At 74.9% G+C, this 22,978-nt stretch carries 21 protein-coding genes; 4 read left to right on the top strand and 17 right to left on the bottom strand.

Annotated features, from left to right (window positions below):
- Positions 1–42: 42 nt before the first annotated feature.
- The 4 genes from H7X46_RS14975 to H7X46_RS14960 are packed head-to-tail and all read right to left on the bottom strand — an operon-like array spanning position 43 to position 3,281.
- Positions 43–504 carry a thioesterase family protein gene (locus H7X46_RS14975; protein ID WP_186359986.1) on the bottom strand — a complete coding sequence of 154 codons (462 nt, stop codon included), beginning with the start codon at positions 502–504 and terminating at the stop codon, positions 43–45.
- Positions 501–1,490: a 3-hydroxyacyl-CoA dehydrogenase NAD-binding domain-containing protein gene (locus H7X46_RS14970; RefSeq protein WP_186359985.1), complete on the bottom strand. Its 990-nt coding sequence runs from the start codon at positions 1,488–1,490 to the stop codon at positions 501–503. Before H7X46_RS14970 ends, H7X46_RS14975 begins: the two co-directional genes overlap by 4 nt.
- Positions 1,483–2,376, bottom strand: a complete 894-nt coding sequence (locus tag H7X46_RS14965; protein ID WP_186359984.1) for a 3-keto-5-aminohexanoate cleavage protein — start codon at positions 2,374–2,376, stop codon at positions 1,483–1,485. The genes H7X46_RS14970 and H7X46_RS14965 overlap by 8 nt, the downstream gene beginning before the upstream one ends.
- Complete coding sequence (locus H7X46_RS14960) at positions 2,373–3,281, bottom strand: TetR/AcrR family transcriptional regulator (RefSeq protein WP_186359983.1); 909 nt, start codon at positions 3,279–3,281, stop codon at positions 2,373–2,375. The genes H7X46_RS14965 and H7X46_RS14960 overlap by 4 nt, the downstream gene beginning before the upstream one ends.
- Before the next feature lie 193 nt (positions 3,282–3,474).
- Here H7X46_RS14960 and H7X46_RS14955 point away from each other — a divergent pair, with 193 nt between their 5' ends.
- Both H7X46_RS14955 and H7X46_RS14950 read left to right on the top strand, forming a co-directional pair.
- The gene (locus tag H7X46_RS14955; RefSeq protein ID WP_186359982.1) at positions 3,475–4,944 is read left to right on the top strand and encodes a mannitol dehydrogenase family protein; all 1,470 of its coding nucleotides are present in this window, start codon (positions 3,475–3,477) and stop codon (positions 4,942–4,944) included.
- A gap of 93 nt (positions 4,945–5,037) precedes the next feature.
- A complete protein-coding gene (locus H7X46_RS14950; RefSeq protein ID WP_186359981.1) occupies positions 5,038–5,583 on the top strand; it encodes a dihydrofolate reductase family protein in 546 nt (181 codons plus the stop codon).
- Between the two features lie 7 nt (positions 5,584–5,590).
- Here H7X46_RS14950 and ppgK read toward each other — a convergent pair whose 3' ends face one another.
- The 5 genes from ppgK to H7X46_RS14925 form a co-directional block, all read right to left on the bottom strand.
- Positions 5,591–6,349: a polyphosphate--glucose phosphotransferase gene (gene ppgK / locus H7X46_RS14945; protein WP_186359980.1), complete on the bottom strand. Its 759-nt coding sequence runs from the start codon at positions 6,347–6,349 to the stop codon at positions 5,591–5,593.
- Positions 6,350–6,380: 31 nt separating this feature from the next.
- Positions 6,381–8,024 carry a phosphoglucomutase (alpha-D-glucose-1,6-bisphosphate-dependent) gene (pgm, locus tag H7X46_RS14940; protein ID WP_186359979.1) on the bottom strand — a complete coding sequence of 548 codons (1,644 nt, stop codon included), beginning with the start codon at positions 8,022–8,024 and terminating at the stop codon, positions 6,381–6,383.
- Positions 8,025–8,087: 63 nt separating this feature from the next.
- The gene (locus tag H7X46_RS14935) at positions 8,088–9,176 is read right to left on the bottom strand and encodes an AbrB family transcriptional regulator (protein ID WP_186359978.1); all 1,089 of its coding nucleotides are present in this window, start codon (positions 9,174–9,176) and stop codon (positions 8,088–8,090) included.
- A gap of 370 nt (positions 9,177–9,546) precedes the next feature.
- Entirely contained in the window at positions 9,547–10,587 is a 1,041-nt protein-coding gene (locus H7X46_RS14930; RefSeq protein ID WP_186359977.1) for a hypothetical protein, read from the bottom strand.
- 11 nt (positions 10,588–10,598) lie between these two features.
- Complete coding sequence (locus H7X46_RS14925) at positions 10,599–11,183, bottom strand: YbhB/YbcL family Raf kinase inhibitor-like protein (RefSeq protein WP_186359976.1); 585 nt, start codon at positions 11,181–11,183, stop codon at positions 10,599–10,601.
- Between the two features lie 53 nt (positions 11,184–11,236).
- Between H7X46_RS14925 and H7X46_RS14920 the strand changes: the two genes are divergently transcribed.
- Positions 11,237–12,817: a Na+/H+ antiporter gene (locus H7X46_RS14920; RefSeq protein ID WP_222131992.1), complete on the top strand. Its 1,581-nt coding sequence runs from the start codon at positions 11,237–11,239 to the stop codon at positions 12,815–12,817.
- A 43-nt stretch (positions 12,818–12,860) separates the two neighbouring features.
- On the opposite strand, the gene H7X46_RS14915 is transcribed toward H7X46_RS14920, so the two are convergent.
- From H7X46_RS14915 to H7X46_RS14895, 5 genes are all read right to left on the bottom strand, one after another.
- Positions 12,861–13,682 carry a family 1 encapsulin nanocompartment shell protein gene (locus H7X46_RS14915; RefSeq protein WP_370588781.1) on the bottom strand — a complete coding sequence of 274 codons (822 nt, stop codon included), beginning with the start codon at positions 13,680–13,682 and terminating at the stop codon, positions 12,861–12,863.
- Complete coding sequence (locus H7X46_RS14910; RefSeq protein WP_186359974.1) at positions 13,679–14,260, bottom strand: hemerythrin domain-containing protein; 582 nt, start codon at positions 14,258–14,260, stop codon at positions 13,679–13,681. The genes H7X46_RS14915 and H7X46_RS14910 overlap by 4 nt, the downstream gene beginning before the upstream one ends.
- Before the next feature lie 52 nt (positions 14,261–14,312).
- Positions 14,313–15,074: an SDR family NAD(P)-dependent oxidoreductase gene (locus H7X46_RS14905; RefSeq protein ID WP_186359973.1), complete on the bottom strand. Its 762-nt coding sequence runs from the start codon at positions 15,072–15,074 to the stop codon at positions 14,313–14,315.
- Between the two features lie 19 nt (positions 15,075–15,093).
- The gene (locus tag H7X46_RS14900; RefSeq protein ID WP_186359972.1) at positions 15,094–16,071 is read right to left on the bottom strand and encodes an ABC transporter substrate-binding protein; all 978 of its coding nucleotides are present in this window, start codon (positions 16,069–16,071) and stop codon (positions 15,094–15,096) included.
- Between the two features lie 90 nt (positions 16,072–16,161).
- Positions 16,162–16,917, bottom strand: a complete 756-nt coding sequence (locus tag H7X46_RS14895) for a class I SAM-dependent methyltransferase (RefSeq protein ID WP_186359971.1) — start codon at positions 16,915–16,917, stop codon at positions 16,162–16,164.
- 213 nt (positions 16,918–17,130) lie between these two features.
- On the opposite strand from H7X46_RS14895, the gene fabG reads away from it, so the two are divergent.
- On the top strand, positions 17,131–17,889 hold the full coding sequence (gene fabG, locus H7X46_RS14890; protein WP_186359970.1) for a 3-oxoacyl-ACP reductase FabG: 759 nt from the start codon (positions 17,131–17,133) through the stop codon (positions 17,887–17,889).
- A 70-nt stretch (positions 17,890–17,959) separates the two neighbouring features.
- Here fabG and H7X46_RS14885 read toward each other — a convergent pair whose 3' ends face one another.
- The 3 genes from H7X46_RS14885 to cydD all read right to left on the bottom strand — a co-directional run bounded on the left by H7X46_RS14885 (position 17,960) and on the right by cydD (position 22,940).
- Positions 17,960–19,384, bottom strand: a complete 1,425-nt coding sequence (locus H7X46_RS14885; protein WP_186359969.1) for a hypothetical protein — start codon at positions 19,382–19,384, stop codon at positions 17,960–17,962.
- A gap of 134 nt (positions 19,385–19,518) precedes the next feature.
- Complete coding sequence (cydC, locus tag H7X46_RS14880) at positions 19,519–21,228, bottom strand: thiol reductant ABC exporter subunit CydC (protein WP_186359968.1); 1,710 nt, start codon at positions 21,226–21,228, stop codon at positions 19,519–19,521.
- Complete coding sequence (gene cydD, locus H7X46_RS14875) at positions 21,225–22,940, bottom strand: thiol reductant ABC exporter subunit CydD (protein ID WP_186359967.1); 1,716 nt, start codon at positions 22,938–22,940, stop codon at positions 21,225–21,227. The genes cydC and cydD overlap by 4 nt, the downstream gene beginning before the upstream one ends.
- Positions 22,941–22,978: the final 38 nt, after the last annotated feature.

Genomic DNA, 22,978 nt, shown 5'->3' with positions numbered 1-22,978 from the left:
GGACCGGGACCGCGAACGGGACTCAGCTCGGGGGCCGGCGCATCACCGTCCCGGACCCAGGTCGCGGATCGCCCGGCCGGCGTGGTCGGGGGCCGGGCCGGACGTGCTGGCGGCCAGCGCGTCGAGCGTTCCGGCGACGCCGTCCGGGAAAGGCCGGGTGCCGTCCGGGCCGACGTGCAGGCACATGAGCTCCTCGGTGGCCACGAGCCGGCCCTCGGCGTGGAGCTCGTGCCAGAGCCGCAGCCGCTTGGCGTCCCGGCCCAGCACCCGGGTGCGCACCTCGAGCGCGGCGTCCGGGCCGACCTCGTGCAGGTAGCGCACGTGCGCCTCGACCGTGTACAGCGAGCACCCGGTCTCCGACCGGTAGCGCTCACCCATCCCGGCGTGGTCCATGAGGGTGGTCGTCGCGTCCCCGAACACCAGCACGTAGTAGGGCTCGGAGAGGTGCCCGTTGTAGTCGATCCACTCCGGGCGGACGACGTCGTGGTGCCGCAGCGGGGTCACGGGCGCCCTGCCGCGCGCGCCGCCTCGACCGCACGCCGGACGGCGATCACCGCCCGGTCCCGCTCGGCGACGAGCTCGGCCATCGGCCGGCCGCCGGCGCTGACCTCGGCCCCGGCGACCATGTCGTCGCGCAGGGCGGGCGTCAGCTCGGGCGCGTCCAGCCGGGTCCACGGTGCCTTCAACGACGGTCCGAAGTGGTCCAGCATGTGCGCCATCCCGCCCTCGCCGCCCGCGAGGTGGAAGGTCAGGCACGGACCGTGCACCGGCCAGCGCAGGCCGGGCCCGTCGGTGATCGAGCGGTCGATCTCCTCGGGGGTGGCCTCGCCGGCGGCGACCATGTGCAGCGCCTCGCGCCAGATCGCCTCCTGCAGCCGGTTCGCGATGAACCCGGGCAGCTCCCGCTCCATCTCGATCACCGACTTGCCGGCGTGGCGGTAGAACTCCGCGGCCCGGGCCACCGCCCACGGCGCGCTCCGCTCCCCGCCGACGACCTCGACCAGCGGGATCAGGTACGGCGGGTTGAACGGGTGCCCGACCACCAGCCGGGAACCGTCGCCGGCATCGGTGGCCATGTCGGTCATCGGGAACCCCGAGGTCGACGACGCGACCACGACGTCCGGCCCGGTCTCGGCGGCCAGCTCGGCGAGCAGCGACCGCTTGAGCGCCAGGTCCTCCGGGGCGCTCTCCTGGACGAACCCGGCGCCCGCGACGGCCTCGGCGACGGTCGGGTGCACGGTCAGGGCGTCGCGGTCCGCGCCGTCGGCGAGGCCGAGCTCGGTGAGCGCGGGCCAGGCCGCGTCGACCACCCGGCGCAGCCTCTCCGCGGCGTCGGGAGCCGGGTCCCAGGCCCGCACCCGCAGCCCGCGGGCCAGGTAGTACGCCGCCCATCCGGCCCCGATGACCCCGGCGCCGATGCACGCCACCGTGCCGATCGAGGACACCGGCGGGAGGCCCGCCGGCGCGCCGGTCCCGCCGCGCTCAGCCATCGGCCCGCTCCGCCAGCCCGAGGATCTCGCGCGCGCGGTCCGGCGTCGCGACCGTGCCGCCGAGATCCTGCACGATCTGCACCGCGCGCTCGGTCAGCTGCTCGTTGGTGGCCTTCACCCCGCGGGAGAGGTAGAGGTTGTCCTCCAGCCCGACCCGGACGTGCCCGCCGAGCAGCATCGACTGCGCCACCCACGGCAGCTGGTCGCGGCCGATCGCGAACGACGCGAAGTTGGCGCCCGCGGGCAGCAGGTTCACCATCGCGGCCAGCACGCCGGGGTCTGCCGGGGCGCCGTACGGGATGCCCATGCACAGCTGGAACAGCGGCGGGGCGTCGATCAGGCCCTCGTCGACCATCGTGGACGCGAACCACAGCTGGCCGGTGTCGAAGATCTCCAGCTCGGGCTTCACGCCGAGCTCCTGCACGCGCTTCGCCCCGGTCCGCAACATGTCCGGTGTGGACACGTAGAGCTGGTTGCCCTCGCCGAAGTTCAGCGAGCCGCAGTCGAGCGTGCAGATGTCCGGGAGCAGCTCCTCGACGTGCGGGAGCCGCTCGAGGGCGTTGACCAGGTCGGTGCCGTCGACCGGCTTCAGCGGGTCCTCGGCATCGATCACCAGGTCGCCGCCCATGCCGGCGGTCAGGTTCAGCACGACGTCGACGCCCGCGTCCCGGATGCGGGTGACCGTGTCGCGGTAGAGCTCGACGGCCCGGGACGGGTCGCCGGTCTCGGGGTCGCGCACGTGGATGTGCACGACGGCGGCGCCCGCGCGGGCCGCGGCGATCGCGTCGGCAGCGATCGCCGCCGGGGTGACGGGCACGTGCGGGCTCCGGCCCGGGGTGTCCCCGGCTCCGGTCACCGCGCAGGTGATGATGACGTCACGGTTCATCCGGTCTCCGTCCGGTCGGTGGTGGTTCCCGGACCGCCGAGCACGGCCCGGTCGATGTAGTCGTGCAGCACCGCGCGCATCTCGGCGCAGGCGGCGCCGGGCGTCCCGGCCATGACCTGGATGCCGAGGCCGTCGACGAGCGCGGTGAGCGGGCGGGCGAGCGCCTCGGCCCCGGGGACGAACACGCCGGTCCGGGCGCCGTCGGCCAGGGTCATGGCCACGCTGCGGTACCAGCGGTCGTAGGAGTCCCAGTACAGCCCGCGCCGGGTGGGGTCGATCGCCGACTCGGCCCAGACCTGGATCCAGATCGACCACTCGCGGCGCAGCAGCTCGCCCTCCGGCAGCTGCAGGTCGATCAGCCGCAGCAGCCGCACGTGCGGGTCGGCGATCTCCCCGAGCTCGGCGACCTGCCGGTCGAAGGCGAGCTTCACGTTGTGCCGCAACGCCTCGTCGAGCAGGGCCGACCGGCTCGGGAAGTGGTAGTGGATGGTGGCCGGGCTGGTCCCGCAGGCCCGGGCGACGTCCGAGGTCCGCACCCGGTGGTATCCGCGGTCGGCGATCAGGACCCAGGCCGCCTCGAGGATCCGGCGCCGTGTCTCGCGGGACCCCTGCGGCGCGGCCGTGCTGCGCGGCGCGGCCGAGCCGCCCGGCACGGCGGTGTGGGTGCGCGCGTCGTCGCGGCCGTGCAGCAGCCGGTTCACCGTCTCGCCGGTGACGTCGGCGATCGCGACCAGCTCGCCCGCGGCGAACCGGCGGCGGCCGGCGAGCGACTTCGACAGCTTCGTCTCGTCGAGCCCGATGGCCGCGGCGAACCGGCGCTGGGTCCACCCGTCCCGGTCCAGCAGCTCGCGCACCCGGGCGGCGACGGCGTCGTCGCCGGGCGGGGCCGGAGGGGGAGCGGTCATGGCGGGGACCTTAAGGGCGGACTTGCGCTGATCGCAAGGATCGTTCCGGAAAACCCCAGTGCACAGGCATGCTTGCGATTACTGACCGGCGCGCCGTTCAGCTTGCGGCCGAGGTCGGCACGGGGGACCTCCGGCGCGGTAGGGTCGGTCGCGTTGTCCGCGCCGACGGAGCCGAACCCGGGAAGTGGGAACCATGCGCTCGCTGGACGAGGCCACGATCTGGAGCGAGGGCGTGCCGGGGGTGGACGTCCCCGGCTACGACCGGTCCGGCGTCCGGACCGGGATCGTCCACATCGGAGTCGGCGGGTTCCACCGGGCCCACCTGGCGATGTACGTCGACGCGCTGCTCACGGCGGGCGAGGCCCGGGACTGGGGCATCTGCGGCGTCGGCGTGCTCGCCTCGGACGACCGGATGCGCGACGTCCTGCGCGCCCAGGACGGGCTGTACACACTGGTCCGCAAGGAGGCCGACGGGTCACTGGCGCCGCGTGTGGTCGGGTCCCTCGTGGACTACCTGTACGCGCCCGACGACCCGGAGGCGGTGATCGAGCGGATCGCGCACCCGGACACCCGGATCGTCTCGCTCACGATCACCGAGGGCGGCTACGCGATCGACCAGAAGACCGGCGAGTTCGACCCGGAGTTCCCCGGGATCCGGGCCGACCTCGCCGCGGACCGCCCGACCGGCGCGTTCGGGCTGGTCGTCGAGGGCCTGGCCCGGCGCCGCGACCGGGGCACGGGACCGCTGACGATCATGAGCTGCGACAACATGCAGGGCAACGGCGACGTGGCCCGCCGGGTGGTCACCGGGGTCGCCCAGCTGCGCGACCCCGAGCTCGGCCCCTGGGTCGCCGCGAACGTCACCTTCCCGAACTCCATGGTGGACCGGATCACCCCGGCCACGGCGGACGCCGACCGGGAGGCGCTGGCCGAGCGGTTCGGCCTGCGCGACGGCTGGCCGGTCGTCTGCGAGCCGTTCTCCCAGTGGGTGCTCGAGGACGACTTCGCCGCGGGCCGCCCGGAGTTCGAGCGGGTCGGGGTCCAGCTCGTCGACGACGTCGTGCCCTACGAGTTCATGAAGCTGCGCCTGCTCAACGCCACCCACCAGGCGCTGGGCTACCTCGGTTACCTCGCCGGGCACCGCTACGTGCACGAGGTCGCCCGGGACCCAGCGTTCGCGGCGTTCCTGCGCGGCTACATGGACGACGAGGCCACGCCGACGCTGCGCCCGGTGCCCGGTATCGACCTCGACGCGTACAAGGACACGCTGCTGGAGCGGTTCGCCAACCCGGGCGTCGCCGACACCCTGATGCGGATCAACTACGGCAGCTCCGACCGGATCTCGATCTTCCTGTTGCCGGTGGTGCGGGAGCAGCTGGCCGCGGGCGGGCCGGTGGACCGGGCGGCCGCCGTCGTCGCCGGGTGGTGCCGGTACGCCGAGGGCACCGACGAGCAGGGCGAGCCCGTCCCGCAGCAGGACCGGCTCGCCGCCGAGCTCACCCCGCTGGCCCGGCGCGAGCGCACCGAGCCGCTGGCGTTCCTGCGCCACCGGCCGGTGTTCGGCGACCTCGCCGAGGACGAGCGGTTCGCCGGCGCGTACCGGCACGCGCTGGAGTCGCTGTACGCGCGGGGCGCCGCCGCGACGGTGGCCGGCCTCGCCTGAACCGGCCCGGGCCCGAGCGGGCGGCCGATGATTTCCGCGTACCCGGGCGGTCGGAACCGTAGACCTCCACCCCGGAAGAACAGAGGAGACACCATGGGCACGATCGACGTCCACGAGTTCATGAGCCTCGACGGCGTCATCGAGGAGCCGACCTGGACCGCGGAGTTCGGCTTCACCGAGGGTATGGGTGAGGCCATCGGCAAGCTCTGCGACCAGGCGATCCTGCTGGGCCGCACCACCTACGAGGGGTTCTACCCGGCGTGGTCGGCCCGCGGGCACGACGTCGAGTCCGGGGGAGCGTTCTTCAACGGGGCGCCCAAGCACGTCGTGACGTCCACACTGGCCGATCCGCTGGAGTGGGAGAACTCGACGGTACTGGGGCCGTACGACCCGAAGCGGATCCAGCAGCTCAAGGACGACACCGACGGCGGCATCTACGTCAGCGGCAGCGCGACCCTGGTCCGGGCGATGCTCGCCGACGGCCTGGTCGACACGCTGAACCTGTTCGTCTACCCGATCGCGCTGGGCTCCGGGCTGAAGCTGTTCACCGAGGGCCAGCGGATCCCGCTGCGGCTGGTGGAGACCGAGGCGTACGAGAACGGCGTCGTCCGGATGACCTACGGGCCGCCGATCACCTGAGAGCCGCCTACCGGCGCTCACCCCGGTGCGCGAGAAGCGCCGCGCCGATGATCCCCGCCTCGTTCAGCAGCGTCGCGGGGATCATCCGCGTGCGGGTCTTCACGTACGGCGACCACTTGGCGAACTTCTTGCTGACCCCGCCGCCGACCACGATCAGGTCCGGCCACAGCAGGTTCTCGACGTGGGTGAAGTAGCGGGTCAGGCGCTCGCCCCACTCCGGCCAGCCGAGGTCCTCGCGTTCCCGGGCGGAGTCCGCGGCGCGGGTCTCGGCGTCGTGGCCGTCCAGCTCGAGGTGACCGAGCTCGGTGTTCGGCACGAGGTGGCCGTCCACGATCAGGGCGGACCCGATGCCCGTGCCGAGGGTCGCCAGCAGCACCACCCCGGAGCGTCGCCCGGCGGCGCCGAACTCGACCTCGGCGACCCCGGCGGCGTCCGCGTCGTTGACGAGCAGCGCGTCCCGCCCGGTGACCTTGCGCAGCACTCCGGCGGCGTCGCGGTCGATCCAGGAGGGGTCGACATTCGCCGCGGTGCGGGTCACGCCGTGCTGGACGACGGCGGGGAACGTGCAGCCGAACGGGCCGGTCCAGCCGAACTCGTCGAGGATCTGCCGCACGGTCTCCGCGACCGCCTCCGGCGTCGACGGCTGCGGGGTCGGGATCCGCACGCGGTCCTCGGCCAGCTTGCCCTTCTGCAGGTCGACCGGGGCCCCCTTGATGCCGGAGCCGCCGATGTCGATGCCGAAACCCAGGTCGTGCTTCGTGCTCACGGAGCAGGGTCCTCTCTCGGGAACGGGGGATTCAGGAACGCAGCGCGGCGGCGACCACGTCACGTGCCTCCGCCTGGATGAGGGCCAGGTGCTCGCCGCCGCGGAAGCTCTCGGCGTAGACCTTGTAGACGTCCTCGGTGCCGGACGGCCGGGCCGCGAACCAGCCCGCCTCGGTGACGACCTTGAGGCCGCCGATCGGGGCGTCGTTGCCCGGCGCCCGGGTCAGCTTCGCCGTGATCGGGTCGCCGGCCAGCTCGGTCGCCGTCACCGCCGACGCGTCGAGCTTGGACAGGGCGGCCTTGTCGTCGCGCGAGCAGGCGACGTCGGTGCGGGCGTAGGCGGGGGCGCCGAACCGTGCGGTGAGCTCCCGGTAGTGCTCGGTGGGCGTGCGCCCGGTGACCGCGGTGATCTCGGAGGCGAGCAGGGCGAGCAGCAGCCCGTCCTTGTCGGTGCTCCACGGCGCGCCGTCGCGGCGCAGGAACGACGCCCCCGCGCTCTCCTCGCCGCCGAACCCGATCTCGCCGGACCGCAGGCCGGGCACGAACCACTTGAACCCGACCGGCACCTCGACCAGCGTCCGGCCGAGGTCCGCGGCCACCAGGTCGATCATCGACGAGCTGACGGCGGTCTTCCCGACGCCGGCCGTGGCCGGCCAGCCCGGACGGTGGGCGTAGAGGTAGCCGATCGCGACGGCGAGGTAGTGGTTCGGGTTCATCAGGCCGCCGTCGGCGGTGACGATGCCGTGCCGGTCGGCGTCGGCGTCGTTGCCGGTGGCGATCCGGAAGGGAGAGGGGTCGCTCGCCATCCGTTCCCGCAGCGACGCCATCGCGTACGGCGACGAGCAGTCCATCCGGATCTTGCCGTCCCAGTCCAGGGTCATGAACGCGAACGCCGGGTCGACGGCCGGGTTCACCACGGTCAGGTCGAGGCCGTAGCGCTCCGCGATCGCGCCCCAGTAGTCGACCGACGCGCCGCCGAGCGGGTCCGCGCCGATCGTGACGCCCGCGTCGCGGATCGCCGCCATGTCCAGCACCTGGTCGAGCTGGGCCACGTACTCGCCGAGGTAGTCGTAGCGCCCGGCGGCGGCCGTGTCGAACGACCGGCGCCGCACGCCCTTCAGCCCCGCCTCCAGCAGCTCGTTGGCCCGGTCCGCGATCCACGACGTCGCCTCGGTGCCGGCCGGGCCGCCGTCCGGCGGGTTGTACTTGAACCCGCCGTCGGCGGGCGGGTTGTGCGACGGGGTGACGACGACGCCGTCGGCCAGGTGGGCGCTGCGCCCGGCGTTGGTGACCAGGATGGCGTGCGAGATCGCCGGGGTGGGGGTCAGCCCGTCCCGGGAGTCGATCATGAGCTCGACTCCGTTCGCGGCGAACACCTCGGCCGCGGTCAGCCAGGCCGGCTCGGACAGCGCGTGCGAGTCCCGGCCCAGGAACAGCGGCCCGTCGGTGCCCTGCGCGGCCCGGTACTCGACGATGGCCTGGCTCGTGGCCGCGATGTGGTCGTCGTTGAAGGTGGACAGGAACGCCGAGCCCCGGTGGCCGGACGTGCCGAACGCGACCCGCTGGACGTCGACCTTCGGGTCGGGGTGCACCTCGGAGTACGCGGCGAGCAGCGCGTCGACGTCGACGAGGTCCTCGGGGCGGGCCGGGGTGCCGGCGCGCTGGTGCACGGACATGCAGCGGTTCCTTCCGTCCGGATCGATCGTGCACAGCCTGCCGTACGGGGGGCGTGGCCGCACCTACCTGGCCGGCTCCGCGCCGAGCCGCCGTCCCACGAACCGGGCGATCCACGGCGCCACCAGCAGCATGAGGATCACCCGCAGCACCTGCACGGCGACCACCGAGGTGACGTCCACCCCGGAGGAGATCGCGGTCGCCAGCACCGCGTACACCCCGCCGGGCGTCGTCGCGAGGTAGCCCTCCAGCAGGGTCATCCCGGTGAAGTGCGACAGCAGCAGCCCCAGCCCGGCGCACAGGGCGACCACGGCCAGGATCAGCGCCGTGGCGAGCGGGAGCAGCCGGACGACCGTGCCGAGGGCCGCGCGGGTGTAGCGCAGGCCCGCCTGCCAGCCGATGACCGCGTAGGCCACGTCGACCACCGGGACCGGGACGGCGGCGTCGGCGGTCAGCCCGGTCAGGCTCAGGACCAGGGCGACGGCCATCGGGCCCAGCAGCGCGGGCGCGGGGATCCGCGCGACCCGGCCGAGCGGGATGCCGATCGCGGCGCACACCGCGGTCACCGCGAGCCCGGCCCACCAGGGGGCGCCCGGTCCGGGCGGCGCGAGGTCCGCCGGGACGGTGTGCTGCGCGCCGTAGGCGAGCGCGGCGACCACCGGCATCGTCGCCGTCACCAGGCCGACCCGCAGGTACTGGATCACCGCGACCGTGCGCTCGTCGCCGCCCAGCTCGCGGCTGATCGCGACCAGCCCGGACGCGCCGCCCGCGGTCTGCGCGAGCATCCCGGTCAGCGGGGTGACCCCGCGCTGCAGGCCCATGAGCAGCCCGGCAGCCATGCTGACCAGCAGCGTCCCGAGGCTGATGAGCAGCACCGGGATCCACTGGGTGGCCACCGTCGCGAGGGTCTCCGGCCGGGCCAGCAACCCGATGACGACGCCGATCACCGCCTGGCCGCCCGCGGTGGCGGGCCGGGCGACCCGGGCCGGTCCGAGCCCGGCGAGTGCCACGGCGGTGGCCACGAACAGCCCGGCGAACAGCGCGGGCGACGGCACGTCGAGGACGGCCAGCGCGGCGGTGGCGCCCGCGGTGAGGACGGCGAGCAGCAACCACCGCCACCAGCGGACGTTCCGCAGGCGCCCGTACGCCGTCACCGTCGGATCACGGGACCGAGCGTAGATCCGGCCCGCGCAGCGCGTCGCGGTGAGACCGGCCACGGTCGTTGCTCCGAGCGAACGACTCTCCGGCCCGCGGCTGCTCGGGACAATCGCCGAGGTGCAGCCGAGCGCGAATTGTCGATCTTCGTCGAACGCTGGGCGTGCATCTCGGCGGGGAGGGGTGGGGCCCGAACCACGGGCTCGCCCGGACTCGGCCGCGTCACACACCCCTTCCCTGCAGGCGCTCACGCAACCCGGAGGTGCTCGCGTGATCGGGTGAGCGTCGCCGGGTTCGGTGAGCGTCTGCAGGGCGCGGCGCGTCGAGCCCGCCGGAGCAGGCCGGGCTGCGTGGCGGAGATGAGCGGGGTCAGGTGTCCCGGGCGTCCTCGAGGGCCCGCTCGGCGCGGGTGACCTCGGCGTCGGCCTGGCGGGCGCGCCGGGCGGCGTCGCCCGCCTCGCGTTCCGCGGACCGCAGCGCACGGTCCGCGTCGGTCGCCTCGGAGCGGGCCCGGTCGAGCTCCGCGCGCAGCTCCTCGACCCGGCGGTGCGCGTCGTCGCGGCGTTCGGCCGCGGCGTCCGCGCGTTCCCGGGTGTCGTCGCGCTCCCGGGCCGCGTCGTGGGCTGCGAGCCGGGCCCGTTCCAGCCGGTCCTCGGCCGCGGCGAGCTCGCGCTCCCGGCGCTCGCGTTCACGCTGCTCGGCGGCAGCACGCTCCCGCTCGCGCCGCTCGGCGGCCCGCTGGTCCCGTGCTCGCCGGTCCGCCTCGCGGCGCTTCCCGTCGAGCTCGCCGGCCGCCCCGCGGCGGCCGTCCGCGGGCTCGTCGTCCGGTGCCGCGCCGGTGGGCTCGTCGTCCGCACCGGTGGACCCGGCCGGTGCCGGGGTGCCCGGGCGCCGGGCTCCCCGCGGACGGGTACCGGTGCCGGTCTCGCCGGCGCCGAACGTCCCGAAGCCGCTGTGCCGCTCGAACCGCACCAGCCGGCCGGACCGCACCTGCTCGGCCAGCTCGTCGTCGGCCAGCGCCGACTCCAGGACGCCGCGGACCTCGCGTTCCAGGCCGGAGTCGACCCGCTGCCCGGCCTCCCGGCCCAGCTGCGCCGCTCGCCGGGACAGCGCCCCGACCAGCTTGTTCCGCTGCGCCGACACCTGCCGCAGGGCCGGGCCGTCGAGCGAGCGCTGGGCGTCCGCGAGCGGCCCGGCCAGCGACAGGAACCCCTCGACCTCGTCGGGCGCCGCCCCGACGAGCAGGTTCGTCAGCCAGGCGGCGCGGGTCGGCCGCTTGCACGCGCCGATCGCCTTGGCGGCATCCCGGTCCCCGGCCGCGCGGGCCTCGGCGACCGCCTCGTCCCGCGCGGCGACGAACTCGTCGGGCGGGATCCGGTAGAGCCGTTCGGCGACGGCGTCGGCGTCCACGGCGCGGGCGGTCAGCTCAGGTTCGCGTGCGTCCCGACGAGCATCGCGCGCCCGAGGGTGTGCCCGAACAGGTTGAACGCCAGGAACGCCGGCGTCGACGTGGCCGGGATGTCCAGCGACGGCACGTCGACGGCGTGCACCACGAAGTAGTACCGGTGCGGGCCGTGCCCGGGCGGCGGGGCGGCGCCCAGGTAGCGGGCCAGGCCGGCGTCGTTCGGCAGCTGCACGGCGCCCTCGGGCAGCCCGGAACCGGTCTCGTCACCGGCCCCGGCGGGCAGCGACGTCACCGATGCCGGGAGGTTGAACACCGCCCAGTGCCAGAACCCGGACACGGTCGGGGCGTCCGGGTCGTAGCAGGTGACCACATAGGACTGGGTGTCCTCCGGCGCGCCGGACCAGGACAGCTGCGGGGAGCGGTCCTCGCCGCCGGCGCCGAAGATGCCGGACAGCTGCGGCGTGGCGAGCGCTGCGCCGTCGGTGACGTCCTCGCTGGACACGGTGAACGACGGGACCGGGGGCAGCTCGTCGTACGGATTGCGGGACACTGTGGACGACCTCCTCGTCGGGGCTTGCGGGGTACGGCCCGATCCTGGCATGCCCCGCCGTCCCGTGCCGGGGACGACGAGCCGGGTGGGTGGTGCGGGTGGGGATGCTGCTGGTGGTCGTCGGCCTGATGCTGGCCGCCGTCGTGCTGGTCGGCGTGGGGGAGCGGCTGCGCCTGCCGTGGCCGGCCCTGATGGTCGTGTTCGGCGCCGGGGTCGCGCTGCTGCCCGGCCTGCCGGACGCGTTCACCCTCGAGCCCGAGCTCATCCTGCCACTGTTCCTGCCGCCGCTGCTGTTCGCGACCGCGCAGCGGACGTCGTGGGCCCTGTTCCGTGCTCGGTGGCGCACGATCGCCCTGCTCGCGATCGGGCTGGTGCTGGCCACCACCGCCGTCGTCGCCGGGGCGGTCTGGCTGCTGATCCCGGGCATCGCGGTGACCGCGGCGGTCGCGCTCGGGGCGATGGTCGCGCCACCGGACCCGGTGGCCGTCGAGGCCGTCGCAGGCCAGGTGCCGGTCCCGCGGCGGCTGGTGTCGGTGCTGCAGAGCGAGGGACTGTTCAACGACGCCACCGCTCTGGTGATCTTCCAGGCGGCGGTGCTCGCGACCGTCTCCGGCGACGAGCTCAGCCCGCTCGGGCTCGGCGTCCGGTTCGTCGCGGGGGCCGCTGGAGCCGTGCTCATCGGCCTGGCGGTGGCCTGGCTGGCCCGCACCGTGCTCGGCCGGGTCACCGACACGACCGGGCGCAGCGCGCTGACCCTGGTGCTGCCGTTCGCCACCTACCTCGCCGCCGAGGAGGTCCACGCGTCCGGGGTCGTCGCGGTCGTCGTGCTCGCGCTGCAGCTGCGGGCCGGCACGGACGCCGACGAGTCCGTCGAGCGACTCACCCAGACCTCGCTGTGGAACGTGGTCGAGCTGCTGGTCACCGGGCTGGCGTTCGGGTTGATCGGGCTCGACCTGCGGCAGGTCGTCACCGCCGCGGGGGACGATCTGCCGCGCATGCTCGGGCACGCCGGGATCGTGTGTTCGGTCGTCGTCGCGGTGCGCGTCGTGTGGATGACCGTCGCCTGGCGGGTGGTGCGGCGCTCCGCCGACCGCACTGCCGCACCGCGGACCGGGCCCGAGGTGCTGCTGCTGTCCTGGTGCGGCATGCGCGGCCTCGCGACCCTGGCGCTGGCGCTGTCCCTGCCGGCGACGACGTCGGCCGGGACCCCGTTCCCGCACCGTGCCGAGATCGTGCTCATCGCGGTGTCCGTGCTGGTCGTGACGCTGCTCGTGCCCGGGTTCACGCTGCCGGCGCTGGTCCGCGCCCTCGGCGTCGACGACGAGGCCGGCGCCGAGGCGCGGGCCGAGCGGGAGATCGTGCTGCGGGCCCGGCGGGCCGCCCTCGCGACCCTGGAGTTCGAGCGGTCGGTCCGGGACCTGCCCGAGGAGGTCGGCACGGCAATGCGCGAGCGGCTCGCCCGCCTGGAGTCGGTGCTGTCCGGGGAGACGCCCTCGGAGGAGGAACGACAGCGGATCGCCGCCCTCCGGACGGTGCGTGGGCAGGTCGCCGAGGCCCACGCGTCGGCGCTCGCGGCCGCCCGCGTCGAGGTCCTCGCCGCGCGCCGGGAGCCGGGGGTCGACCCGCACGCCGCCGACCGCGTCCTGCAGCGGCTGGACATGCGCACGGCGCTCGCGCGCTCGTGAGTGGTTATCAGGGCTCTGGCCCCGATAACCACTCACGGGCGCGTCAGCGCACGACCACCGCGGCGTCCGCCTCGGTGACCCGGAACGTGAACGACTCCTCCAGGTAGAGGTGCACCGTGTCCGCGTCGTGCGAGGAGTAGCCGATCGCGAGGTCCTGGCCGACGTCGAGCACGAAGTCGCCGCCGCGCTGGGACACCACCAGCGCGCCGTCCAGGCCGGGTGCCCGCAGGATCCGGCCGCCGAGGATGCGGGTCAGGTGGTCGAACAGCGGGTAGCCGCCGTGCTCGGCGGTCTCGGCGATCCGGGTGAAGCCCTCCGGGGCGACGGCCAGCGCGAACGGGCCCTCGATGCCGGCCCGGCGCAGCACGTCCACCGCCCGCGCGACGACGCCCGGGTAGCGGTCGGTGTCGTCACCGAGGGACAGTGCCTCGTACGGCGACGCCTCGGCGATGCCGGTGATCTGCGCGTCCGGCCAGCCGTGGAACAGCGCCCGGTTCTCGATCGAGGCGGCCTGCCGGGCGGCGCGGTCGAGGTCGTCGAGCTCGGGGTCCTGGGCGCCGCGCTCGATGTCGTCGATCTCGTCGCGGGACACCGTGAACGGCACCCGGAACTCGGCCAGCGGCTGGACCCGGCGCAACCGGGCCGTGGCGCCGGCCGCGTCGACCCCGGGCGGCGGGCCGCCGAGCCGGGTCGCCCGGCCCAGCGACACCGACGAAGCCGACCAGCCGGCCGCGCCGCCCCAGTCGGTGAGCCGGCGACCGGCCAGCAGCGGGGTGAGCCGCTCGCGGGCCTCGTCGTCGATCGCCGCCCAGGCTGCGGCCGGGATCGGAGCCTGGGCGCGGAGCAGGTGGTCGTGCACGGTCACTGGTCGTGTCCCTTCAGGTCGCCGATGCCGAGCCCGGTCGTCGAGGCGGAGGCGGGGTCGATCCGGGCCTCGATCGTCCGCACGTAGACCTCCGGGTCCTTGTCGGTGTTGTCGAGGCCCTCGGGGGTGGGATGGGTGTCCATGAACTCCTGGAACTGGCGGCCGAGCGACTCGCGCAGGCCGGAGGGCGCGTGCTGGCGGAAGTCGGCGAGGCCCTCGTTCTCCTCCTCGGCCATGTGCTCGTCGTTGGCGCGCCGGGCGGACCACACGCCGTCCCACCAGCCCTGGGACCCGACGGGGTTGCGCTCGGCCTCGGCCACCCCGTCCCGGATCTCGTTGTGGTCGCCGATCGCGTCGAGGGTCTCGTCCTGGGGGTTCTCGCCCTGCTTCAGCAGCTGCGGGTAGAAGATCTTCTCCTCGGCGATCGCGTGCACGTCGAGCCGGTCCGCGAGCGGCCGCCACACCCGGCTCAGCTCGCGCGGGTCGGCGTCCGGGCGGGCCTGGAGCTCGTCGAGCTCCGCGAACCGTCTCCGGAACCACGCGTGGTCGTCGAGGATCAGCGTCGTGATGTCGGGCACGGAGCGCAGCGTAGGACGGACCGGCCGTTCCGGCGCGCCGGAACCCGACCGGTCAGGTGATCGTCAGCCCGCCGTCGACCGCGAAGGTCTGCCCGGTCACGTACCCGCCGGCCGGTGACGCGAGGAAGACGACCGTGGCGGCCAGCTCCTCCGGGTCACCCTTGCGCGCCATCGGGACCCGCTCGATCATCCGGTCGAGGTAGCCGGGCTGGTACTGGTCGGTCATCTCCGAGGCGAAGAATCCGGGCGCGATCGCGTTGACCCGGATCCCCTTGCGGGTGGCCCACTGCTGGGCGAGGTCCCGGGTGAGCCCGATGATCCCGGCCTTGGAGGCCGAGTAGGCCGCCTGCGGCAGCGACGCCGTCGTCAGCCCCAGCACGCTGGAGATGTTGACGATGCTCGAGCCCGGCTCCATGTGCGTCGCACAGGCCTGGGCCATCCAGTAGCTGCCGTTGAGGTTGACGTCGATGACCCGGGTGAACTCCTCGGGGGTCTCCTTCAGCGCCGGGACGGCGGTGCCGATCCCCGCGTTGTTCACCAGCACGTCGATCCGGCCGAACTCGCCGAGCGCCGCATGGGCGAGCGCGCGGCAGTCCTCGGGCAGGGCCACGTCGGTGGCGACGGCGACGGCCCGCCGCCCGGCCGCCTCGACCAGCGCGACCGTGTCGGCGAGCCGGTCGGTGCGGCGGGCACCGAGCACCACGTCGGCCCCCGCCTCGGCCAGTGCCGTGGCGAACGCCACGCCCAGCCCGGCCGAGGCCCCGGTGACGACGGCGACCTTGCCGTCCAGTCGGAATCGCTCCATCACGCTCATACCCGGTGACCCTAGGCCGTCAGCGGCGCACGGCCGCCGCGAGCTGCGGGACCAGGCGCTCCAGGGCGTACGGCGCGGAGAGCACGCTGTTGTAGGTCATCGCGCCGCGGGTGTCGGTGTCCGGCACGATCATCCGGCCCTCCGCGACGACCGGGACCTGCCGCAGCACCGGGTCGGTGTCGATCTGGGACCTCCGCGCGCCCTCGTCGGCCAGCATGACCAGGGCGTCGCCGTCGAGCAGGCCGGCCTGCTCGGCGGCCACCTCGACGTAGAACCGCTCGCCGGTGTCGCGCCGGGCGATCTCCGGCGGCTGGACGAAGCCGAGGCCGGCCATGAACTGCCCGCGGGAGTCGGCGGGGGTGTAGGCGCCGTACTTGCCGTCGAACGGCAGCACGGTCGCCCCGGTCTTCCCGCGGAACTCCGGGTGCGCCGCGACCGCGTCGGCGAAGGCGGCGTCGGCCTTCCGGACCAGCTCCTCGCCCCGCTGGGGCTCGCCGAGGGCGGTCGCGACGGAGCGCATCTGGTCGCTGCGCGGCACGCCGTAGGGGATCGTCCCGGCCGGCCGGGCCACGACCGGCGCGATCGCCGAGAGCTGGTCGTACATCGCCTGGTCGATCCCCGCGCTGACCGCGATGATCACGTCCGGGTCGAGCGCCGCGATCTGCTCCGGCTTCGGGTCGCCGGTCAGGACCTGCGGGGGCGGGCCCTGCACGAGGCCGCGGGCCCACGGGCCGAGGCCGTGGGTCTGCGCGTAGAAGGGGTATGACCCGGCGGCGACCGGGGTGACGCCGAGCGCCACGACCGGGTCGACGTCGGTGACGCCCAGCGCGACGACGCGCTGCGGGCGTCGCGGGATCTCGGTGCTCCCGAAGGCGTGGTCGATGCGGACCGGATAGGGGCCCTCCCCGGTGCCGGCCGGGCCGGTGTCCGGTGCGGGGGAGGAGCAGGCGGCGAGCAGGCCGGTCAGGACCAGCAGCGGGAGGAGCTTTCTCAGCACGACCGGACCTTAGCCCAGCCTTGCCTCACCGCAACAAGCGCAGGCGCCCGCGTCGGCGGCGCCGGTGCAGCCGACGCGGGCGCTCCGGTCCTAGCGCGGGCGGCGCTTGCGGGCCACGACGGCCCGGTACAGCAGCGGGTCGCGGGAGGTCGCGAGCCGGTGTCGGTAGACGGTGGAGCCCAGCTGCTCGAGCTCCCCGGTCTCCAGCAGCGACCGGATCAGGCCGGCGAAACCGCTGGTGTCGTCGTCGGACAGGAAATCGTCACGCAGGGTGATGGCCACGAAGCCGTCCACCGCGACCATGTCCAGCGCGGCCCGGAACGCCTCCGGCGGGATGTCCCCGAAGCCGAGCGCGGCGACGCAGGTCAGCGCGTCGAAGCCGCCGGAGGCGATGGCCGAGGCCCGGTCCCCGTCCAGGGCGGTGAGGTCGATCACATGGTAGTCGGCGTAGATGCCGGGACGGTCCCGCTCGGCGGCGTCCCGGGCCTCCGGGATGATGTCGACGCCGACGACCTTGCCGATCCCGCGGGCGCGCAGCTCCTCGCCGACGATGCCGTTGCCGGCGCCGACGTCGAGCACCCGGATGCCGGCCGGGTCGATCCGTTCCGCGGCCAGCTGCTCGGCGAGCAGGTCGCACACGACCGGCGGGGACTGGCACTGCAGGATGTCGTAGAACAGCCGCTCGTACAGGCCCGGGACCTTGTAGAGCTCGGCGTAGTCGTGGAACCGGTACTCCGTCCAGCCGTCGCCGGTGTCCAGGACGCAGTACTCCATGTCCTGCTCGACGGACTCGGTGGGTTGGGGCAGGGCGAGCCGGTAGGGCGGTTCGGAACGCTCGACGGCCATAGAAGCACCTTCCTGGTCGGGAACGGATGCTTCGACGGTAGTGGACGGGCTCACCCTTCCGGGGTGACCAATCACGCACAGATGCCTGCCCATCGGCGGGTGCGGGGTGACACGATCGATCACGGCGGCGCCGCCGTGCTGGGACGACCCCTCGTCACCGGCGGTGGTGCCGCACCGGTTTCACCGGCGATGACCGAGGACGCGAGGAGAGACATGACCCAGCAGCAGAGGACCGCCATCGTCACCGGGGGAGCACGCGGGATCGGCGCGGCCACCGCGATCCGGCTGGCGGCCGACGGGCACAAGGTGGCCGTGCTGGACCTGGAGGAGTCGGCGGCGAAGCCGACCGTGGAGGCCATCGAGGGCGCCGGTGGCACGGCGCGGGCGTTCGGCGCGGACGTCGCCGACGCCGCGGCGGTCGAGGCCGCGGTCGGCGCGGTGACCGAGTCGCTCGGCGCCCCGACGATCCTGGTCAACAACGCCGGCATCACCAAGGACAACCTGCTCTTCAAGATGACCGAGGACGACTGGGACGCGGTCATGGGCGTGCACCTGCGCGGGTCGTTCCTGATGACCCGTGCCGTGCAGAAGCACATGGTCGACGCCCACTGGGGCCGGGTGGTCAACCTGTCGTCCACCTCGGCGCTGGGCAACCGCGGCCAGGCGAACTACTCCGCGGCCAAGGCCGGGCTGCAGGGCTTCACCAAGACCCTGGCCATCGAGCTGGGCAAGTTCGGCATCACCGCGAACTGCATCGCCCCCGGCTTCATCGCCTCCGAGATGACCAAGGCGACCGCGGAGCGGCTCGGCGTCGACTGGGAGGAGTTCAAGACGATGCGGGCCAAGGAGATCCCGGTGCAGCGCGCGGGTGCACCCGAGGACATCGCGCAGATGGTGTCGTTCTTCGTCGACGAGCGGTCGTCGTTCGTCAGCGGACAGGTCATCTACGTGGCCGGCGGCCCGAAGACCTGACAGCGGCCCCGCTCCTGCGGTGCCCGCCGGGTGGGCCGGCCCCGGTGGTCCCGGGCCGGCCCGCCCCGCGTCAGCCGGAGCTGTCGACCGGGATGACGGCCCAGCCGGGGATCGGCTGCTGGCCGGGGACCGGCACCGGGTCCTCGCTGAGGTTCACCATCAGCATCGAGCCGTCCTCGGCCCGGAACGCGCCGAGCGTCGAGCCCTGCGCCCGGCCGATCTCCACCGTGCCCTCCCGCAGCCTCGGCACCAGCCAGCGCCACGCGTCGGTGAGCGGGGTCGGCCGGCCGCCGTCCTCCTCGGTGGCCGGGCTCCACAGCGACGAGTACTCCAGCGAGTCGCTGCCCTCCGGGCCCCACAGCAGCGCTCCCTGCGAGCCGGAGCGGGCCATCGCCCCGATGACGGCCAGCGTGGAGACGGCGCTGGCCGGCGAGTCGTAGCCGGCCTGGGCATCGGCCGGGACGTTCGCGTAGAACTCCGCCCACCAGATCGGCAGCGGGGTCCGCTCCCGGATCCACTGGTCGATCACCGCGAACTTCTGCGCACCCACGTCGACCGGGGAGATCGCGTCCTGCTGGCCGCGGTTGGTGGTGGAGCCGTCGACGGTGATGAAGTCCGCGCCGACGTTGTGGGCCAGCCAGTACTCGAGGACGTCGAGCGGGCGCCGGTCCAGCGCGCCCCACGGCCCGCGGATCTCCGAGGCGTCCGGCGAGTCCGGCGGGACGCTGCTCATGACCACGTACGGGCCGCCGACCTGGATGTCCGGCCGGACCGACTTCACCGCCCGGTAGACCTGGTTGTACAGGTCGGTGTAGCCCTCGTAGTCCCAGCGGTTCTCGTCCTGGTGGTAGAAGCCCTTGAGCTCGTTCCACACGAGGACCCGGTCGACCTGCGGGTAGCGCTGCACGGCCTCCCGGGCGAGGTTCGCGTAGTCGTCGAAGAACTCCGGCTTGATCTGGCGTTCCAGCTTCTCCCAGTCCGTGACGCCGGGCGGGCCGCCCTTCATCCAGTCCGGGCCGCAGCACAGCGTGAGCATGGCCTTGCCGCCGGTCTCCTCGGTGAGCTGCATCCGGCGGTCCAGCGAGCCCCAGTCGAACTGGCCCGGCGACGGCTCCGGATTGAGCGTCCCGAAGCCCATGAGGTGGTGGTTCTGGTACTCCTGGCCCAGGCTGGACAGGATCTCCGAGCCGCGCTGCCGGGCCGCGGCCGGCTCGGTGTCGTCCAGGCTGTTCTGGGTGTGGGTGACACCCAGCTCCATCGGGCCGGGCTGCTGCTCCCAGGTCCAGCCGGACTCCAGGTCGACGGCGCGGGCCGAGGCCTCCAGCGCCGACGGCGGCGCCTCACCCGTCCCGCCCGAGGTGCACGACACCACGGCCAGCAGGCCGGCCAGCAGCACGGCCAGCGCGGACACCCGGCGCGGGACCGGGCGGGACGCCGGGGACGGCAACAGCCGCCGCGGGGACGTCCTCGGGGAGGGACGGCGTGACGCTCGCACGGGTGGGGACCTCACGTTCTGGCACGGTCGCTGACACGGTCGGCGGCCACCGCGACGACGGGTCGCGGACGGCCGGGGCCCAGCGTGGCAGCGAGCTCCTGTGATCCACCTGAGAGCGGCGCGGCCGGCGTGCCTCAGGCGTTCGGAGCAGCGTAGGACGGTCCCGTGCCGGCGCGGTGACCCGCCCCGGCTCGGCGGTGGAGGCGCCCGTCCCGCAGCGTGTGGACGGCGTCGACCCGGTCGAGGACGGCCGGGTCGTGGGTGATGAGCACGACCGAGCGGCCCGCGGCGGCGGCCAGCAGGTCGTCCAGCACGGTGTCACGGGTGTCCGCGTCGAGGTGCGCGGTCGGCTCGTCGAGGACGAGGACGGCCGGGTCGACCAGCAGGGCGCGGGCCACCGCCAGCCGGCGGCGCATCCCGCCGGAGAGCCGGGCACCGTGCGCGCCGACCTCGGCGTCGAGACCGAGCCCGGCCAGCCCGACCCGGCGCAGCACCGCCGACAGGTCGGCGTCCGTGGCGTCCGGCGCCGCGAGGCGCAGGTTCTCCCGGACGGTCGAGTCGAACACGTGCGGGTCGGCCGGGACCCCGGACACGACCCGCCGCACCTCGTCCGGCGGTCGGGTGGCCAGCTCCCGGCCGCCGAGCGTGACCGACCCGGCGACCGGGTCGAGGAACCGGAACAGCACCGCGGCCAGCGTCGACTTGCCCGAGCCGCTCGCGCCGACCACGGCGACGTGCTCGCCCTCGGCGACGTCGAGGTCGAGGCCGGCGAGCACCGTCCGGCCCGGGCCGCCGTCCGGCTCGGGGTAGGCCGCGGTCAGGCCGCGGATCCGCAGGTCGCCCCGGGCGGGCAGCGGACCGGGGCCGGGGTCGCGGTGCGCTACCGACGGCGCCGCCGTCAGCACCGGCACCAGGCGGGCCAGCCCGGCGCGGACGCCGGCGAGCTTCGCGGCGGCGGCCGGCAGCGGCGCGACGATCTCGAAGGCGGCCAGCGCGGTGAGCACCAGCACGGCCATCGGGACCGCGTCCAGGGTGCCGGCGTCGACCGCGGCGACGCCGAGCAGCAGCGTCCCGGCGAGGGTGAGGCCGGCGAGCAGCGCCCCCGACCCGGCGCCCAGCCCGAGCAGCGCGGCGTCCCGGCGCGCGGTGCGGGTCAGCGCGTCGTCGGCGCGCTCCACGGCACGCACCGCCCGGCCGGTGGCGCCGTAGGCCAGCAGGTCGGGCGCCCCGTCGAGGAGGTCGACCAGCCCGGTCGACAGCCGCGCCCTGGCCCGGGCGGCGCGGGCGGCCGGGCGGTGGGACAGGGCCGCGGCGAGCGCCGGGACGGCGAGCCCGGCGAGCAGCAGCCCGGCCGCGAGCAGCGCGCCGCCGGGCACCAGCAGCACGGTCGCCAGCAGCACCGCACCGGAGCCCACCAGCGCGGCGGCGACCATCGGGAGCACACCCCGCACGACCAGGTCCTGGACCGAGTCGGTGTCGCTGACCAGCCGGGACACCAGGTCGCCCGACCGGAACCGGCGGACGGGCTCGGTGGCGGCCAGCCGGGCGTACACCCGGTTGCGGAGGTCCGCGAGCGCGCGCAGCGCGGCGTCGTGCCCGACCAGGCGTTCGGCGTAACGGGCGACGCCGCGGCCCACGCCCAGCGCCCGGGTGAGGACGACCGCGACCGACAGCGCCGTCACCGGCGGGTGCTCGGCGGCCGTGGCCAGCAGCCACGCGGCCAGCGACAGCAGCCCGGCCCCGCAGGCGGTGGCCAGCGCCCCGAGCAGGGCGCCGGCCGCGATCCCGCGGGCCCGCCGGCGCAGCACGGTGCGGGCGAGCGACCAGGGTCCGGCCGGTCTCATCGGAACGCCTCCTCGCGGGTGGCGGGGTCGGCGGGCACCACGCCGTCCACGACGTGCACGGTGCGGTCGGTGTGCTCGGCCCACCCGGCGTCGTGCGCGACGACGAGCGCGGTCCGCCCGCGCAGCAGGTCCGCGGCCGCGGCGCGGACCGCTGCCGCCGAGTCCGGGTCGAGGTGCGCGGTGGGCTCGTCGAGCAGCACCAGCGGGGCGTCCCGCAGGAACGCCCTGGCCAGGGCCACCCGCTGCCGTTCACCGGACGACAGCCGGGCCCCGCCCTCACCGAGCGGGGTGTCCCAGCCGCGCGGCAGCCGCGCGACGACGGCGTCCAGCCCGGACCGCCGGGCCGCGGCGTGCACGGCGGCGTCGGAGGCGTCCGGGTCACCGAGCCGGACGTTGTCGGCGACCGACCCGGCGAACAGGTGCGGCTGCTGGGGGACCCAGGCGATGCCGCGCCGCCACGCGTCGAGGTCGAGCTCGGCGAGGTCCGCCGGTTCGCCGTCCCGGTCGGGGATGCGGACCGTCCCGCCGGTGGGGGCGACGACGCCGAGGAGCACGCCCAGCAACGTCGACTTGCCGGACCCGGACGGCCCGCGCAGCAGCACCGACTCGCCGGGCCGCACGGCCAGCGACAACCCGGACAGCGCCTCGCCGGACGCGCCGGGATGGCGGACCCGCAGCCCGTCCACCAGCAGGGCGCGGCCGGCCGGGTCGGGGACCGGCGGCGGCGTCGTGCCCCCGGCCGCGCCGCCGACCGGCCGGTCCAGCTCGGTGAACACCTGCCGGGCGGCGGCGACGCCCTCCATGCTCGCGTGGAACCGGGCACCGACCTCGCGCAGCGGCAGGTACGCCTCCGGGGCCAGGATCAGCACGAACAGCGCCGTCGGGTAGTCCAGGCCGCCGTAGAGCAGCCGCAGCCCGACCTCGACGGCGACCAGGGCGACCGCCAGGGTGGCGAGCAGCTCGAGCACGAACGCCGAGAGGAACGCCACCCGCAGCGTCCCCATCGTGGCGTGGCGGTGCTCGTCGGTGGTGTCGCGGACCTTCTCGGCCACCACGGTCGCCCGGCGGAACAGGGCGAGCGTCGGCAGGCCCTGCACGACGTCGAGGAAGTGCCCGCCCAGCCGGGACAGCAGGTGCCACTGCCACTCGGTGCGGGCCCGGGTGTGCATCCCGACCAGTGCCATGAACAGCGGGATCAGCGGCAGCGTGACCCCGACGACGACGGCGGAGATCCAGTCGGCGTCGGCGACGACGACCAGCACCGCGACCGGGACCAGCACCGCGAGCACCAGCTGGGGCAGGTAGCGGGCGAAGTAGTCGTCGAGGGCGTCGAGGCCGCGGGTCGCGAGGGTGACGAGCTCGCCGGTGGAGCGGGCCGGGTCCGGTGGTGCGGCGGCCAGCCGGCGGACCAGCCGCATCCGCAGCTGGGACTTGGCACGGGCGGCACTGCGCAGCGCCGCCCACTCGGCGCCGTAGGACAGCAGCGCCCGGGCGAGCGCCACCGCGGCCACCCCGGCGACCAGCGGCAGCAGCGCGGCCGCAGTGGTCGAGGTGACGCCGGCGACCACCCGGGACACCAGCCAGGCCTGGGCCAGGATCAGCCCGGTCGCCGCGACGCCGCAGGCCGCCGCGACCAGCAGCTGGGTCCGCACCGCGCTCGCGGCCCGGAACAGCCGCGGGTCGACCGGCGGCCCCCCGGTCGTGGGACTCATGGAGCTTTGGTCCCGTCGCACAGGACCAAAGCTCCATG

This window comes from Pseudonocardia sp. C8 (genome assembly GCF_014267175.1).
GTDB lineage: Bacteria > Actinomycetota > Actinomycetes > Mycobacteriales > Pseudonocardiaceae > Pseudonocardia.
The sequence above is the reverse complement of the archived record's forward strand: the minus strand, read 5'-3'. Positions and strand labels throughout refer to the sequence as shown.